Source organism: Wocania arenilitoris (genome assembly GCF_021728535.1).
GTDB classification, from domain to species: domain Bacteria; phylum Bacteroidota; class Bacteroidia; order Flavobacteriales; family Flavobacteriaceae; genus Wocania_A; species Wocania_A arenilitoris.
The window spans coordinates 63,419-77,875 of the sequence record NZ_JAKKDU010000001.1; the positions used below are offsets into that span (position 1 = coordinate 63,419).

A 14,457-nucleotide genomic window follows, 5' to 3' on the forward strand; every position below is an offset into this window, starting at 1 on the left:
AAATGCAAATTAAAATAATAAATAAATCCACTCACGATTTACCACATTATGAAACCATAGCATCGGCAGGAATGGATTTACGTGCAAACATATCAGAATCAAGAGTTTTAAAGCCGTTAGAACGCAGTATCGTGGGCACAGGCTTATTTATAGAATTGCCAATAGGTTACGAAGCACAAGTACGCCCACGTAGTGGATTAGCAGCAAAAAAAGGCCTTACCGTTTTAAATGCTCCAGGAACAATTGATGCCGATTATAGAGGCGAAATAGGAGTGATTCTAGCTAATTTATCAAACGAAGATTTTATTGTTAACAACGGCGAGCGTATTGCACAATTAGTAATTGCAAAACACGAACGCGCAGAATGGATTGCTGTAGAAGAACTTTCTAGTACAGAAAGAGGTTCTGGTGGGTTTGGAAGCACAGGTGTAAAATAAATTCCTGCGAAGGCAGGAATCTCTTAGTCGATAAGAATGAAATGTTGGCACGTCTATGTAATAACAAATAAACCAAACGGTGTTTTATATGTTGGAAAGAGTAAAAGAACATAAATTAAAAGTTTGCCCTAAGTCATTTACAGCAAAGTATAATTGCGATAAATTGATTTATTTTGAAGAATTTGAAAATGGAAGAGAGATTGGAAAACAGAATTAATTGAAGAGATAAATCCCAGTTGGTCAGATTTGAGTATTAACTGGAATATAAATTATAATAAATTAAGAAAATAAAATTTAACATTAAAAGATACCTGCTTTCGCAGGCAATTGTATGAAACATCCATGATTAATATTTAATCACACAACCAAATGATTATTTAGGATGTTACATGTGACCGTTGAATGACAATAAATATAAACACATGAAAATAATAGTCCCAATGGCAGGTCGAGGTTCTCGATTACGCCCACATAGTTTAACCGTACCAAAACCATTAATTCCTGTTGCAGGACAGCCAATTGTTCATCGTTTGGTAAAAGATATTGCTAAAGTTTTAAAACAACCTATTGAAGAAATCGCTTTTGTTTTAGGCGATCCAGCATGGTTTGGCGATGAGGTTGTATTAAGTTTAGAAGATTTAGCAAAAAGCTTAGGTGCAAAAGCTTCAATTTACCGACAAGATTTACCATTAGGAACAGGCCATGCTATAATGTGTGCAAAACCATCACTTTCAGGACCTGCGGTTATAGCTTATGCCGATACTTTAATTAGAGCTGAGTTTGATTTAGACCCAGATGCTGATGCGGTAATTTGGACAAAAAAAGTAAATAACCCAGAAGCTTATGGTGTTGTTAAGCTTAATGAAAATGAAGAAATTATTGAGCTAGTTGAAAAACCCGAAACCTTTGTAAGCAATCAAGCGGTTATAGGTATTTATTATTTTAAAGATGTGGCTGTTTTAAAAGGAAAATTACAAGAAATTCTTGACGAAAACGTTATGAATGGTGGCGAATATCAAATTAACGATGGGATAAAGCGTATGATGGCTGAAGGTAAAATATTTAAAACAGGTACAGTTGATGAATGGATGGATTGTGGAAACAAAACAATAACGATTGAAACCAATCAGCGTATGTTAGGGTTTTTAAAAGACGATGGTGATGAACAATTGGTATCATCTTCAGTTAAATTAGAAAATTCAACTATAATCGAGCCCTGTTTTATTGGCGATAATGTTATGCTTAAAAACAGTACTGTTGGTCCATTTGTTTCCATTGGAAATGGTAGTGCTATTGAAAACTCAACCGTTAAAAACAGCTTAATTCAAACACAAACAACCGTTAAAAATGCTAATTTAGACAATGCTATGGTTGGCAATCATGTAAAATACGATGGTAATTTTACCAGCATTAGCATTGGAGATTATTCGGTTTTGGAATAACTTTTGAAATATAATGTCATGCTAAGCTGAGTCTAAGCATTTTTATCATGAAAAAACAAATCTACATACTCTTTTTTCTCTTCGGATTAATTTTCTTTCCGCAGATAAATTATGCTCAAGTAGATTTTAATAAAAAACCGGATGACGATTTAGGCAATGTAGATGACGAATTTCAAGAACTATTTTATGAAGCCTTAAAACAAAAAGGAATAGAGAATTACGACCGATCTGTAGAGGCGCTTTTAAAATGTATAGAAATTGATAATACGTTACCAGTGTTATATTTTGAATTAGGCAAAAGCTACAACCTGCTCAAAAATTTTGGATCAGCTGAAGATGCACTAAAAAAAGCCATAAAAATTGAACCAGACAATGAATGGTTTTTAGATGAATTGTATGGGTTTTATGCCTCTCAAAATGATTATGATAAAGCCATAAAAACAGTAAAACAACTTGTAAAATATCATCCAGATTATAAAGAAGATTTGGCATCGCTTTATTTGCGAACAAAAAATTATAACGATGCTCTTAAAATCTTGGATGAATTGGATTTAGAATTTGGAATATCGGTAGCTAGAGATATACTTCGCAACCAAATTTATGAGGCAACAGGACGCAAAAAAGATCAAATTAAAAATTTAGAATCTCGTGTTGAAAATAACCCAGATAAAGAGTCGAATTATTTAGCACTTATTTTCCGCTATAGCGAAAACAATGAAAAAGAAAAGGCGTTTGAAACTGCCAAAGAATTGCTTAAAATTAATCCGAATTCTCAAATTGTTCATCTTGCTTTATACAAATTTTATTTAGATGATAACAATACAGAAAAAGCTATAGAATCGATGAAAATCGTTTTAAAAAGCAGCCAGATAAAACCAGATGCTAAACTTAAAGTATTATCAGACTTTGTGAGTTTTGTTCGTAAAAACCCAGAATATGAGTCAGATTTAGTTGAAATAACAGCCTTAGTTGGCAATAGCAATAATGGTAAAACTTTAGTAGAATTAGCTCAATATTATTTAAAGCAAGGCGATAAAGCAAACGCTTTAAAATACTATCAAGAGGCTTTGGCTTTAGAAACTGATAATTTTCAAATTATGCGTAATGTATTACTACTTTACATTGATTTAAAACAATTTGATGCAGCTTCTCAAAAAAGTAATAATGCCTTAGAAAAATATCCTTCGCAACCTATATTTTACTTAATAAATGGTGTGGCTTTAAACGGATTAAATCAAGCTGAAAAAGCCGCCGAAGTTTTAGAATCTGGATTAGATTATATTATTGATGATAACAAAATGGAAGCAGATTTCTATAATCAACTCAGTAGAGCCTATACACTGCTAAACAATACAACCAAAGCAAAAGCGTTTAGTGATAAGGCAAAACAATTAGAAACCTCAAATTAATGCATAAATATATCTTTTTTACGCTTCTTATCTTGCTAGCATCAAGCTGTAAATCAACTAAAACTATTAGTGCTGGCGAAGCAAATTATAAACTTTCTACGAGACAATTAATTAAAGAAAACGCAAAACAGGCGGCTCGCTTTAAAACGTTACAGGCAAAACTTAAAATTACATATTTACAAAATGAAAAGGAGCAAACACACGCAGTATCATTTAGAGCTAAGAAAGATGAGATTTTATGGATTAGCGCTACTTTTTCAGTTATAAGAGCCAAAGTAACACCAGAAAAAGTAAGTTTTTATAATAAGCTGGACAATACGTATTTTGAAGGTGACTACGCCTATTTAAGTGATTTATTGGGAACTGATTTAGATTTTCAAAAAGTTCAAAATTTATTATTGGGTGAAACGTTATTTAGCTTAAAAGATGATACTTATTTTTCAAGTATAAGAGATAGTCTTTATGTGCTTCAACCAAAAAAGCAACGCGAATTGTTTGAGATTTTCTTTTTATTAGACCCTTCGCACTTTAAAGTAAAATCGCAACAAATATCTCAACCAAAGGAATTTAGAATATTACAGATTGATTATTTGTCGTATCAAAAAGTTGGTAGTCAAACACTACCTGAGCATATAAAAATTAATGCTGTTGAAGCTAACGAAGAAGCCATTATTAAATTAGAATTTAAAAATGTATTATTAAACGAAGACCTCCGTTTTCCGTTTAAAATACCATCTGGATTTAAAGAAATTAAGTTATAGCATTGAATAGTAAAGGAACATATAGGTTTTTAGTTTTACTCGTTTTTTGCTTGTACTGTGGCTTGGGTTTTTCTCAAAATAACAAACAAAAAGAGCTGGAAACTCGCCGACAGGAATTACGTCGTGAGATTCAAAAAATTAATGAATTACGTTCTGAAAACAAGTCTAAAGAAAAATCGCAGTTGTCTTTGATTGAAGATTTTAACTATAAAATTAGCGTGTTAAACAACTTAATTAAAGTTACTAATCAACAAGCTAATTTAATTACCAGAGAAATTAATTCTAACCAAAAAAAGATTAGTAATCTAAGAGAAGAATTAAAGCAGTTAAAAGAAGATTATGCAGCAATGATTGTGAAGTCTTATAAAAGTAAAAATCAACAGAGTAGAATAATGTTTTTGTTGTCTTCAAACGATTTTAAGCAGGCATACAAACGCTTACAGTATATTAAACAATACAGTAATCATCAGAAGAAACAAGGAGAAACCATAAAATTAAAAACTGCCGAATTACAGGATATTAATACGAGTTTACTAAAGCAAAAAGAAGATAAACAGAAATTGATTGCTGAAAATAAAGAGACACAAAAATCGTTACAAGCTGAACGAAATCAGCACGAAGTAATAATGAAATCTATTAAGAAAAATATTAATAGGTATACAACTCAAATTAAAAAAAGACAACAAGAAGCTAATAGAATAGATGCCGAAATAGATAAAATTATTAAGGCAGCTATTGCAAAATCTAATAAAAAAGCAGGAAAATCTACAAGCTCAAAAACGTTTGCATTAACTCCAGCAGGAAGAGCGTTGGCAAAAGATTTTGAATCGAATAAAGGCAAATTAGATTGGCCAGTTAAAAAAGGTATTGTAAAAGTGCGTTACGGTACACAGCCACACCCTATAAACAGATCGTTAACTATTAAAAGTAACGGAGTTAGAATTGCTACCGAAAAAAACGCCAAAGTTAGAGCTGTTTTTAAAGGAGAAGTTATTGCGGTACATAGAATGAAAAATGTAAATCCGATAGTAATAATTCGTCACGGAAATTACATTACATACTACAAAAACCTCTCAAAAGTTTATGTAAAAGAAGGCGATAATGTCAATACAAAACAAGATATAGGCGAGGTTTTTACCAATAGAATAACCGGCGAAACCATATTGAGTTTTAGTATTTCTAAAGAAAGCAGCACTCAAAATCCAGCATCTTGGATTTACAAAATGTGATAGCATTTTGAAATATTATAATAGGATTTACAAAATGTAACACGCGGTGTCATCCTGAACTTGTTTTAGGATGTCATAATTTAAAATTTTATAAGCAATAACAGATTTTTACGCACAAGCTCAGAATAACACGAGATTAAACTCTCATCACAACATATAGCTAAATCAACATTAATATTTTGAGCAAAAAACCCAAATTTCTTCGTTAAAAAATTATCACCATAGCTATGACTCAAACTTTGATTTTTTTCTTTTAAAATCTTTTATGTCATTTTTTATATCAATATAGCCATATCACTAATTAGACATATGGAAACTTAAAAGGTTTAATTAAAAAAACAGAGCTTTTAACTCAGTAGCTTTGTCTGGCGTAATTTTACCTGCTAACAACAAGCTTAATTGTTTACGTCTCAATGCAGCATCAAAACGTTCTTTTTCTAAATCTGTTTGTGGGATTACTGCTGGAACAGAAACGGGTCTGCCTGTGTCGTTAACAGCAACAAAGGTGTAAATAGCTTCGTTTGCTTTAGATTTTTCTCCAGATTCTCTATCTTCAATCCATACATCAATAAACACTTCCATAGAAGTTTTAAAGGCACGAGACACTTTGGCTTCAACGGTAACCACACTACCTAAAGGTACCGCTTTGCTAAATAGAACATGATTAACTGATGCAGTAACCACAATGCGTCTGCTATGGCGTCTAGCAGCAATACTAGCGGCACGATCCATACGTGCGAGTAATTCACCGCCAAACAAATTATTTAGTGGGTTGGTTTCACCTGGTAAAACCATATCGGTAAGTATTGTTTTAGATTGCTCGGGAGTTTTTGCTTGCATCATGCTTGTTTTAATGATGTTGCAAAGGTAAAATGATTTTAAGTATTAATAAAGTAAAAAGGGGAGTGAATTGTTTTTGAGGTTAATCTAATTTTTTAAACAATATCCAAGCATCTTTATTATGCGACTTTCTTATTTCGCGAACGGCTTTAAGTGCTTCTTTACCAGTTTCGTGGCTAGAATAAACCACCTCGTGTAAACCGTATTTGTTTACACCAATCTTTCTAGCGTTAAATCCATCTTTTTTTAATTGAGCAATGATTTTATTGCAGTTTCCTTCAACTCTAAAAGCACCTGCAACAATATGATAATTCCCTGTTTGTTTAGTAAGATTTAGTGTAATTGCGGGTAGCGGATTTAAACTAAAAGTAGCTTGCTGTATTTTAGTGTCAAGTTGTTTTGTCGCTTCTTCTTGTGCTAATTGATTATGAGTTTCAATTTGGTTAATATAAAAATTTGAAGCCATAAAACCACCTAGCGTTAAAGCAATTAAAGCTACTGCTGCATATTTTAAATACGGTCTTTTAGCTCTTGTAGAGCCTTTCAAAGCACGTCTTTCAGGAGTAACGGTAAGCGGAATTACTTTTTCAATATCTTCAACTTCTTTTTTATAAACTTCGCGAGTAACTGATGGTGATACAAATTGAGACAAACCAAACGAATCAGTCAAATAATTAAGACTGTAAGTCGGTTCAAATAAAATTCTTCCTTCTTTATTAAGCACGACCTCGCCTATATTATTAAATGTAAGTGTTTCACCTTGTGTTAAATAAGATTTTAGGGTTTTTACACGTTTTGCAATCTTTTTTGTAGCGACTTCAAAAGGAATTTTTTCTACATCAGCAATATAATGTGCTAATAAGCCATCATTTTGTTGAATTTGCTCGTTAAAAGACACCGCTTTTTTAGGAGGATAAAATGCATTTGTTGAATCGTTTATGGTTGCCGATACACGTTGCGTTAAAAAAGAGCCAAACTCTGGAATAGTAACACATTCGTACCTATATAATAAATCGCTTAAGTAAGTTTCTAATTGCATAAAAACAAAGTTAAAAAATTATGCTTTTGGATAAAATTTAAGACGAAGTATTTATTAACAGTTGAAAAATTCTTTTATTGTAGCTTTAAAACCAAATGTTTATAATGGAAGAAAATGATTTGCTTTACACTTTAGCTTTGCAACATGTACCCAATATTGGCGATATTACTGCAAAAAAACTCATTTCTCATTGTGGTTCTGCTGAAGCTGTTTTAAAAGAAAAAAAGCAAAACTTACTTAAAATTGGTGGTATTGGAGGTATTATTTTAGGCGATTTGTTTGAAGCTTATCATTTAAAAGAGGCAGAAAAAGAGATAAAATTTATTAAACAAAACAAACTCAAGGTTTTGTATTTTAAAGACGAAAGTTATCCTGAAAAACTTAAGCATTGTATTGATGGTCCTATTTTACTATTTGAATCGGGACATATTAATTTAAAACAACAACACATTATTAGTATTGTTGGCGCCAGAAAAATAACTACAAATGGAATAACTTTTTGTGAAAATTTGGTTGAAGCGCTTACACCATATAACCCAATTATTGTTTCTGGTTTTGCATACGGAACAGATATTACTGCCCACAAAGCAGCATTAAAACATAACTTACAAACCATTGGTTGTTTAGCTCATGGGTTGCACACCATTTACCCGAAAGTGCATAAAAAGTATATGATTGATGTTGAAAAAAACGGTGGGTTTTTTACCGATTTTTGGAGTAGCGATGCCTTTAATAAAAACAATTTTTTAAAACGAAATAGAATTATTGCTGGTTTAAGCGAAGCCACAATTGTTATAGAATCTGCCGAAAAAGGCGGAAGTTTAGTAACTGCCGATATTGCCAATTCTTACAATAGAGATGTGTTTGCAGTGCCTGGGCGCACAACCGATTCGCAAAGTGTAGGGTGTAATAATTTAATTAAACACCAAAAAGCACACATGCTTTCTAACCCGTTAGATGTGCCTTATATTTTAAATTGGCAATTAGATACTTTGGCAAGCTTAACAACCAAAAAAAACATACAAAAGCAATTATTTGTTGAACTAGACACCACTGAAAAGAAGATTTATAATTACTTAAAAGAAAACGAAAAACAATTATTGGATGTAATAGCCATTAATTGCGACATGCCCATTTTTAAAGTAGTTAGTATTTTGTTAAATATGGAATTAAAAGGTATTATTAGGCCTTTACCTGGGAAGTTGTTTGAGGTGGTCTAATAACCAACCTTCTCCCTAACCCTACTTAAAACGGCATCAGCCACAATTTTTGCCTTTTCAGCACCTACAGCTAATGCAGCATCAACTTCATTAAGGTTGTTCATGTAGTAATTATAGCGCTCTCGCTGTTTAGCAAATTTTTCAATAATTAATTCAAATAAATCTTGTTTGGCGTGTCCGTAGCCATAACCGCCATTTTCGTAGTTGACTTTCATGGTTGTTATCTGTGTCTCAGAAGCTAATAAATTATAAAGTGTAAAACAGTTACAGGTTTTCCAATCTTTTGGTTCTTCAAGCGGTGTGCTATCTGTTTTAATACCCATAATTTGTTTGCGCAGTTTCTTATCATCTAAAAATATGTTGATAATATTATTTCTACTCTTGCTCATTTTCTCTCCATCTGTACCTGGAACAAGCTTTGTGTTTTCTTGTATTTTCCCTTCTGGCAACACAAACGTTTCACCCATTTTAGCATGAAAACGAGACGCCACATCGCGTGTCATTTCAATATGTTGTAATTGGTCTTTTCCAACAGGAACAAAGTTTGCATCATACAATAAAATATCTGCCGCCATTAGCATTGGGTAAGTAAATAATCCAGAATTAACATCCTCTAGCCTATCGGCTTTGTCTTTAAAACTATGTGCCAATGTTAAACGCTGGTATGGAAAAAAGCAACTTAAATGCCATGATAATTCGGTTACTTGTGGCACATCACTTTGTCTATAAAAAACGGTTTTTTCAATATCTAATCCAAAAGCTAACCATGTTGCTGCAGTAGAATAGGTGTTTTCTCGTAAAAGTGCCGCATCTTTAATTTGGGTTAGCGTATGTAAATTGGCAATAAATAAAAATGAATCGTTACTTGGGTTATTCGCCATTTCTATTGCTGGTATAATAGCGCCTAAAATATTTCCTAAGTGTGGAGTGCCTGTACTTTGTATGCCTGTTAGTATTCTTGCCATAATTTGTCCTGTAAATACAAGATGGTTTTTAATTAAATAACACTGCGAAAATACGTATTTGTTAGGCAATAAAAAAAGTGGCAAAAGCCACTTTTTACTATAATATAAGCTAGGGTTTTCTTATTTTTTAAATAAGCCAGCTAAAAATAGAATAACAGATGCACCAATAGCTCCTGTTAAAATGTCTCCAACAACACCATCTATTAAAGAGATGTTTAGTTGCCCAAAAAGCCAATTACCAACAATACCACCAACAATACCAATAATAATGTTGAGCAATATTCCGAATCCGCCGCCTTTCATTAATTTACCAGCTAACCAGCCAGCAATAGCTCCAATTAAAAGTGAATACAGTAAACCCATAATTTAAATATTTTAAAGTTAATATGTTTTAAAGATAATCAATTTATAATAGTATTTTTGGTTTAATGAAAATTGTTAAGCATATTTTTTGGATACTTTATCGTATTTGGTTCTATATTCTTGTAGCTTCACCAATACTTATTATGTTTCCAATTCTTTTAATTTCTATTTTAAAAGAATCGTGGTATCCGTTCTTTTTTAAATTAGCACGTTTTTGGGCAAAATTCATTTTAATTGGTATGGGTTTTATATATATTATTGAGCGAGAACAAGTTCCCGAAAAAGATAAAAGTTATATGTTTATTGCAAACCACACATCAATGGCAGATATTATGCTTATGCTAGTTTCGGTTAAAAATCCGTTTGTTTTTGTTGGTAAAAAGGAGTTAGTTAAAATTCCGCTTTTTGGTTTTTTTTATAAGCGCACTTGTATTTTAGTTGATAGAAGCTCTGCTAAAAGCAGACAAGCTGTTTTTTTAAGAGCACAACGCCGATTGCAATCTGGATTAAGTATTTGTATTTTTCCTGAAGGAGGCGTGCCAGAAGAACATATTGAACTAGATAGCTTTAAAGATGGTGCGTTTAGACTAGCCATTAACCATAAAATCCCTATTGTACCATTAACATTTGCCGATAATAAAAAACGTTTTTCTTATACTTTTTTTAGCGGAAGCCCCGGAAAAATGCGTGTTAAAATTCATAAATTTTTACCTACTGAAAATTTAACCATTGAAGACACAAAATCTTTAAATGAGGAAGCAAGACAAATTATTTTAAAGCAATTGAATGCTTTTAAAAAATAAAAACTGCTCTGGGGAGAGCAGTTTTTTTGATATTGATTTTCGAGCTTAAAGAAAATCAATATCTAGATCTAACCAAAAACCTAGAACTTAATGGCAAACCCGGTATAAACCCCAATAAAATAAGGCTTAAAATTACCAGATGTATTATTAAACGTATTGATTTGATATTTGAACATAGGCTCTAAATTCAAATCTATCTTTTTTGAAAATTTATAATTAAATCCTAAACCAAAATTAGCACTATAACTTACTTTATTAATGTTAGTTGCTTCGCCTAAAAGAATTATCGACCCAGCATTCTCTGAAAAAATCTCGTTTTTATTTAAAAATAAGGAACTAAATCCGCCAATAAGATTAATTCCTAATTTTTTATTTGTAAGTGCATATTGAATTTCTAAAGGCACTTCAATATAGCCCATGTCTTGATTAATAGATGTGTTTGAGTTTTGAGTAAATACCTCAGGTCTTTTAGCAGAGCTTAAGTTTTGTCTACTAATAACCGAAACAGAGCTAACGCTACTATTATCACTTGCACTTATATTTTGTAATGAGCTAGAGCTGCTACTAGCGCTAAGAGATTGAAAAACCACTACATTATTAGTGTTATAGCCTAAATTAACTTTATTTACACCTGTACGTATACTTAATTTCTTGTTAACTGCATAACTAGCCTTAATGCCATAACTCATATTAAGCTCTCCAGTTTTAGAGTTGTTGTTAAACTGTGGGTCTATTGAAGATCCTTCTCCTAAACTACTAAAATAAACAGGCGCAGCGTTAGGGACTATACTCCACCTGTTTAATTTTTCGTCTTTCTCTTCTTCAATAATATCTTTGTTTTTATCTAAAACGTCTTCAATAGTAATATTCTCCTCTTTGTTATTTGCGACAGTATTAGTTTTGGTTATTGAGTTTGTCGAAACATCGTTTGGGTTAACTTTTGCAACAGTATTATTTGTTGTTGTGCTATTAATTATTTCTGTTGTTTTATTTTTATCAATTTGTGAGATTTCATTTTCCTTTTTTATTGCCTCATTATCTTTTAAGTTTTTAGCAATTGCCGTTTTGTTATCGTTTTTTAAAATGGAATTAGAAACAGTTAATTTTTTATTTGAATTTTGATGTTCTTTTAACTTACTTTCATTTTTATTTTTTGATGAAGTATTTTCGGCAACCGAAGTTTTGTTTGAAGGAGTAATGTTTTTTAGTGCATCTTCAGTTTTTGTGCCTGAAGCTTTTTCAGAAGAATCCTTTTCTATATTCGATTCAGCAACAGCTTCTTTTTCATTTATAATTTCTTCTTCTTTTTTATTAGAATTAATTAAAGGATTGTTATCATTTTTATTTAAATCATCTAAAACCTCATCTTTAGTATCTACCACTTGAGTAGGTTCAATATTGTCAGAATCATTTCTGCCAGAATCATTTAAAAACAAACCACCAACTGTTAATAATAATAATAGTAATGCCGCAACGCCTGCATAACGCCACCAAATAGGAATAACGCGCCTTTTTTTCTTATTAAGTTCTGCTTCTATATTTTTCCAAACAGCATCACTAGGAGTCGCTTCAAAATCTTTAAAGCGTTCTTGAAATAATCTGTCTATATGTTTTTTATCACTCATTATAAGGATTGTAAACGTTGTCTTGTTTTATAGTTTTCAATAATGTCTTTCAAAATCTGTCGCGCACGCGCTAAATTAGATTTTGATGTACCTATATTTATGTTTAGCATTTCTGCTATTTCTTTATGTGAGTAGCCGTCTAAAACATAAAGGTTAAACACTAACCTATAACGGTCTGGCAACTCTTGAATTATTTTTAAGAGATATTCTAAAGGCACATTATCTTCGTCTATATCTAATTCAACCTCATCGGTTACATTTTCATTTATAATATCAAAAATCTTTTCGTTTCTATAGCGTTGTAAAACGGTGTTTATGGTTATTCGTTTTAACCAACCCTCAAAAGAGCCTTTGCTTTTATATTGCTCTATTTTATTAAAAATGATTAAAAAAGCGTCTTGCAGGTTGTCTTCTGCTTCGGCATAGTTTCTCGAATACTTTAAGCACACAGAGAATAGTTTACTCGAAAAGAGTTTGTATAGTTCTCCTTGGGCTTTAGTATCATTAATTCTACAATTTTCTATGAGTTGGTTTAAACTCAAATTAAAACACGTATTTATTAATACTTAAACTTAATTTGTAACAGAAACTTCTTTAATTAAGTATTGGTCTTCTCCATTTGCATCTTCTCCTTGCCAAAACTTAAAAATATATGACCCATTACTGGTTACAACAAAATTAAAGGTTGCATCTACTAACTCATCTGTTAGTGTTTGGCAATCTCTATCATCAAACACATAATTTATGGCAGCAACAGTACGCTCGTTGTTTTCCTTCAAATAATAAAACTCTTTAAAAGAATGACATGTTGAAGGCTTAAAATAAGAAACGGTTATAGGGTAAGTTTCTCCTAAAGTAAACTCATCTGGAATTTCAACACTTTCAATAGGTAAGATTTCAAAGCTATAGTTTGAGCTATCATCATCAATACTACATGAAGCAAATAAAAATAAAGCTAAGCTTAGGGTGACTAACTTTTTCATTGCAAATAATTTTAATTTTGTTTTTTAATACCTGTTTTTGTCTTTTATAGATGCTAAACAAACAAAAAGGTTGCGTGAGATATTAATTTAATTGTATAAAAAATCCCGATAAATCGGGATTTTTTATTTATTCTGATGCTTTTAAAGCAGTTCTAATTTTATCTTCGAGCTCTTCCATAAGTTCTGGATTGTCTTTTATAATGGCCTTTACAGCGTCTCGCCCTTGCCCGAGTTTAGTATCATCATAACTAAACCACGAGCCGCTTTTTTTAACTATTTCGTGCTCTACGGCTACATCTAAAATTTCTCCTACTTTACTTACGCCTTCGCCATACATGATATCAAATTCAGCAAGTTTAAAAGGTGGAGCCACTTTGTTTTTAACCACTTTTACTCTGGTTTTATTTCCTAAAACACTGCCGTTACTGTCTTTAATTTGAGTTGATCGACGAATATCTAACCTAACCGAAGCATAAAATTTTAAGGCATTACCTCCTGTTGTGGTTTCTGGGTTACCAAACATAACCCCAATTTTTTCGCGTAATTGGTTAATAAAAATTACAGTGCAATTGGTTTTACTTATTGAGCCCGTAAGTTTTCTTAAAGCCTGAGACATTAAACGTGCGTGTAAGCCCATTTTTGAGTCGCCCATTTCGCCTTCAATTTCACTTTTAGGTGTTAATGCTGCAACAGAATCTATAACCACAATGTCTATAGCGCCAGAGCGAATTAAATTATCGGTAATTTCTAAAGCTTGCTCGCCATTATCGGGTTGAGAAATAATTAAATTATCAATATCTACACCTAGTTTTTCTGCATAAAACCTATCAAAAGCATGTTCTGCATCAATAAATGCGGCAATCCCGCCAGCTTTTTGAGCTTCAGCAATAGCATGTAAGGTTAATGTGGTTTTACCAGATGATTCTGGGCCGTAAATTTCAATAACTCGACCACGCGGATAACCACCAACGCCTAAGGCAATATCTAAACCTAACGACCCTGAAGGAATGGCATCAACATCTTCAACAGCGGCATCGCTCATTTTCATTACAGTACCTTTTCCGTATGCTTTGTCTAATTTATCTAATGTAAGCTTTAATGCTTTTAATTTTGCTTCTTTTTCGTTACTCATTATTCTGTTTTTCTGAAATTATAACTGCTAAAATACTACAACTTTTTTCATGTTACAATAATAGTTTTCAACATAAAAATTTTAACCAAATAAATCTTTTTTTGATAATATTTAGAACGAATGTAAAAACGCCACGCAACCTTTTCACATATTTTGCATCTAAATATTAAAAGCGGGAAAAATTTTGCTATGAAATTTACCTAATGATG

At 31.9% G+C, this 14,457-nt stretch carries 15 protein-coding genes; 7 read left to right on the forward strand and 8 right to left on the reverse strand.

All coding sequences use genetic code 11. The features are described 5' to 3' along the window. The first annotated feature begins 2 nt into the window (after positions 1-2). The 5 genes from dut (at position 3) to L3X37_RS00325 (ending at position 5,278) form a co-directional block, all read left to right on the forward strand. Positions 3-437 (forward strand): dUTP diphosphatase, encoded by a 435-nt coding sequence (dut, locus tag L3X37_RS00300; protein ID WP_237238145.1) that lies wholly within the window; start codon positions 3-5, stop codon positions 435-437. A 422-nt stretch (positions 438-859) separates the two neighbouring features. Then, positions 860-1,879, forward strand: a complete 1,020-nt coding sequence (locus L3X37_RS00310; protein WP_237238147.1) for a sugar phosphate nucleotidyltransferase — start codon at positions 860-862, stop codon at positions 1,877-1,879. Positions 1,880-1,926: 47 nt separating this feature from the next. Next, a complete protein-coding gene (locus tag L3X37_RS00315; RefSeq protein WP_237238148.1) occupies positions 1,927-3,288 on the forward strand; it encodes a tetratricopeptide repeat protein in 1,362 nt (453 codons plus the stop codon). Next, positions 3,288-4,049: a lipoprotein insertase outer membrane protein LolB1 gene (gene lolB1, locus L3X37_RS00320; protein WP_237238150.1), complete on the forward strand. Its 762-nt coding sequence runs from the start codon at positions 3,288-3,290 to the stop codon at positions 4,047-4,049. Before L3X37_RS00315 ends, lolB1 begins: the two co-directional genes overlap by 1 nt. Positions 4,050-4,051: 2 nt before the next feature. Continuing rightward, on the forward strand, positions 4,052-5,278 hold the full coding sequence (locus tag L3X37_RS00325; RefSeq protein WP_237238151.1) for a murein hydrolase activator EnvC family protein: 1,227 nt from the start codon (positions 4,052-4,054) through the stop codon (positions 5,276-5,278). Positions 5,279-5,608: 330 nt separating this feature from the next. Here the strand turns inward: L3X37_RS00325 and L3X37_RS00330 are convergent, their stop codons facing one another. Together L3X37_RS00330 and L3X37_RS00335 are read right to left on the reverse strand one after the other, a co-directional pair. Continuing rightward, complete coding sequence (locus tag L3X37_RS00330) at positions 5,609-6,118, reverse strand: acyl-CoA thioesterase (protein WP_237238393.1); 510 nt, start codon at positions 6,116-6,118, stop codon at positions 5,609-5,611. A gap of 82 nt (positions 6,119-6,200) precedes the next feature. Then, positions 6,201-7,157 carry an HU domain-containing protein gene (locus L3X37_RS00335; RefSeq protein WP_237238152.1) on the reverse strand — a complete coding sequence of 319 codons (957 nt, stop codon included), beginning with the start codon at positions 7,155-7,157 and terminating at the stop codon, positions 6,201-6,203. A 104-nt stretch (positions 7,158-7,261) separates the two neighbouring features. On the opposite strand from L3X37_RS00335, the gene dprA reads away from it, so the two are divergent. Next, on the forward strand, positions 7,262-8,377 hold the full coding sequence (dprA, locus tag L3X37_RS00340) for a DNA-processing protein DprA (protein ID WP_237238153.1): 1,116 nt from the start codon (positions 7,262-7,264) through the stop codon (positions 8,375-8,377). On the opposite strand, the gene trpS is transcribed toward dprA, so the two are convergent. After that, positions 8,374-9,342 (reverse strand): tryptophan--tRNA ligase, encoded by a 969-nt coding sequence (gene trpS / locus L3X37_RS00345; protein ID WP_237238154.1) that lies wholly within the window; start codon positions 9,340-9,342, stop codon positions 8,374-8,376. The genes dprA and trpS overlap by 4 nt on opposite strands. Before the next feature lie 120 nt (positions 9,343-9,462). Next, entirely contained in the window at positions 9,463-9,705 is a 243-nt protein-coding gene (locus tag L3X37_RS00350; protein WP_237238155.1) for a GlsB/YeaQ/YmgE family stress response membrane protein, read from the reverse strand. 65 nt (positions 9,706-9,770) lie between these two features. Between L3X37_RS00350 and L3X37_RS00355 the strand changes: the two genes are divergently transcribed. Continuing rightward, positions 9,771-10,508: a lysophospholipid acyltransferase family protein gene (locus tag L3X37_RS00355; protein ID WP_237238156.1), complete on the forward strand. Its 738-nt coding sequence runs from the start codon at positions 9,771-9,773 to the stop codon at positions 10,506-10,508. Between the two features lie 80 nt (positions 10,509-10,588). Here the strand turns inward: L3X37_RS00355 and L3X37_RS00360 are convergent, their stop codons facing one another. The 4 genes from L3X37_RS00360 to recA all read right to left on the reverse strand — a co-directional run bounded on the left by L3X37_RS00360 (position 10,589) and on the right by recA (position 14,248). Then, positions 10,589-12,133 (reverse strand): hypothetical protein, encoded by a 1,545-nt coding sequence (locus L3X37_RS00360; protein WP_237238158.1) that lies wholly within the window; start codon positions 12,131-12,133, stop codon positions 10,589-10,591. Then, complete coding sequence (locus L3X37_RS00365) at positions 12,133-12,675, reverse strand: RNA polymerase sigma factor (protein WP_237238159.1); 543 nt, start codon at positions 12,673-12,675, stop codon at positions 12,133-12,135. Before L3X37_RS00365 ends, L3X37_RS00360 begins: the two co-directional genes overlap by 1 nt. Before the next feature lie 30 nt (positions 12,676-12,705). Further along, the gene (locus L3X37_RS00370) at positions 12,706-13,116 is read right to left on the reverse strand and encodes a hypothetical protein (RefSeq protein WP_237238162.1); all 411 of its coding nucleotides are present in this window, start codon (positions 13,114-13,116) and stop codon (positions 12,706-12,708) included. 127 nt (positions 13,117-13,243) lie between these two features. After that, positions 13,244-14,248 (reverse strand): recombinase RecA, encoded by a 1,005-nt coding sequence (gene recA, locus L3X37_RS00375; RefSeq protein WP_237238163.1) that lies wholly within the window; start codon positions 14,246-14,248, stop codon positions 13,244-13,246. Between the last annotated feature and the right edge of the window lie 209 nt (positions 14,249-14,457).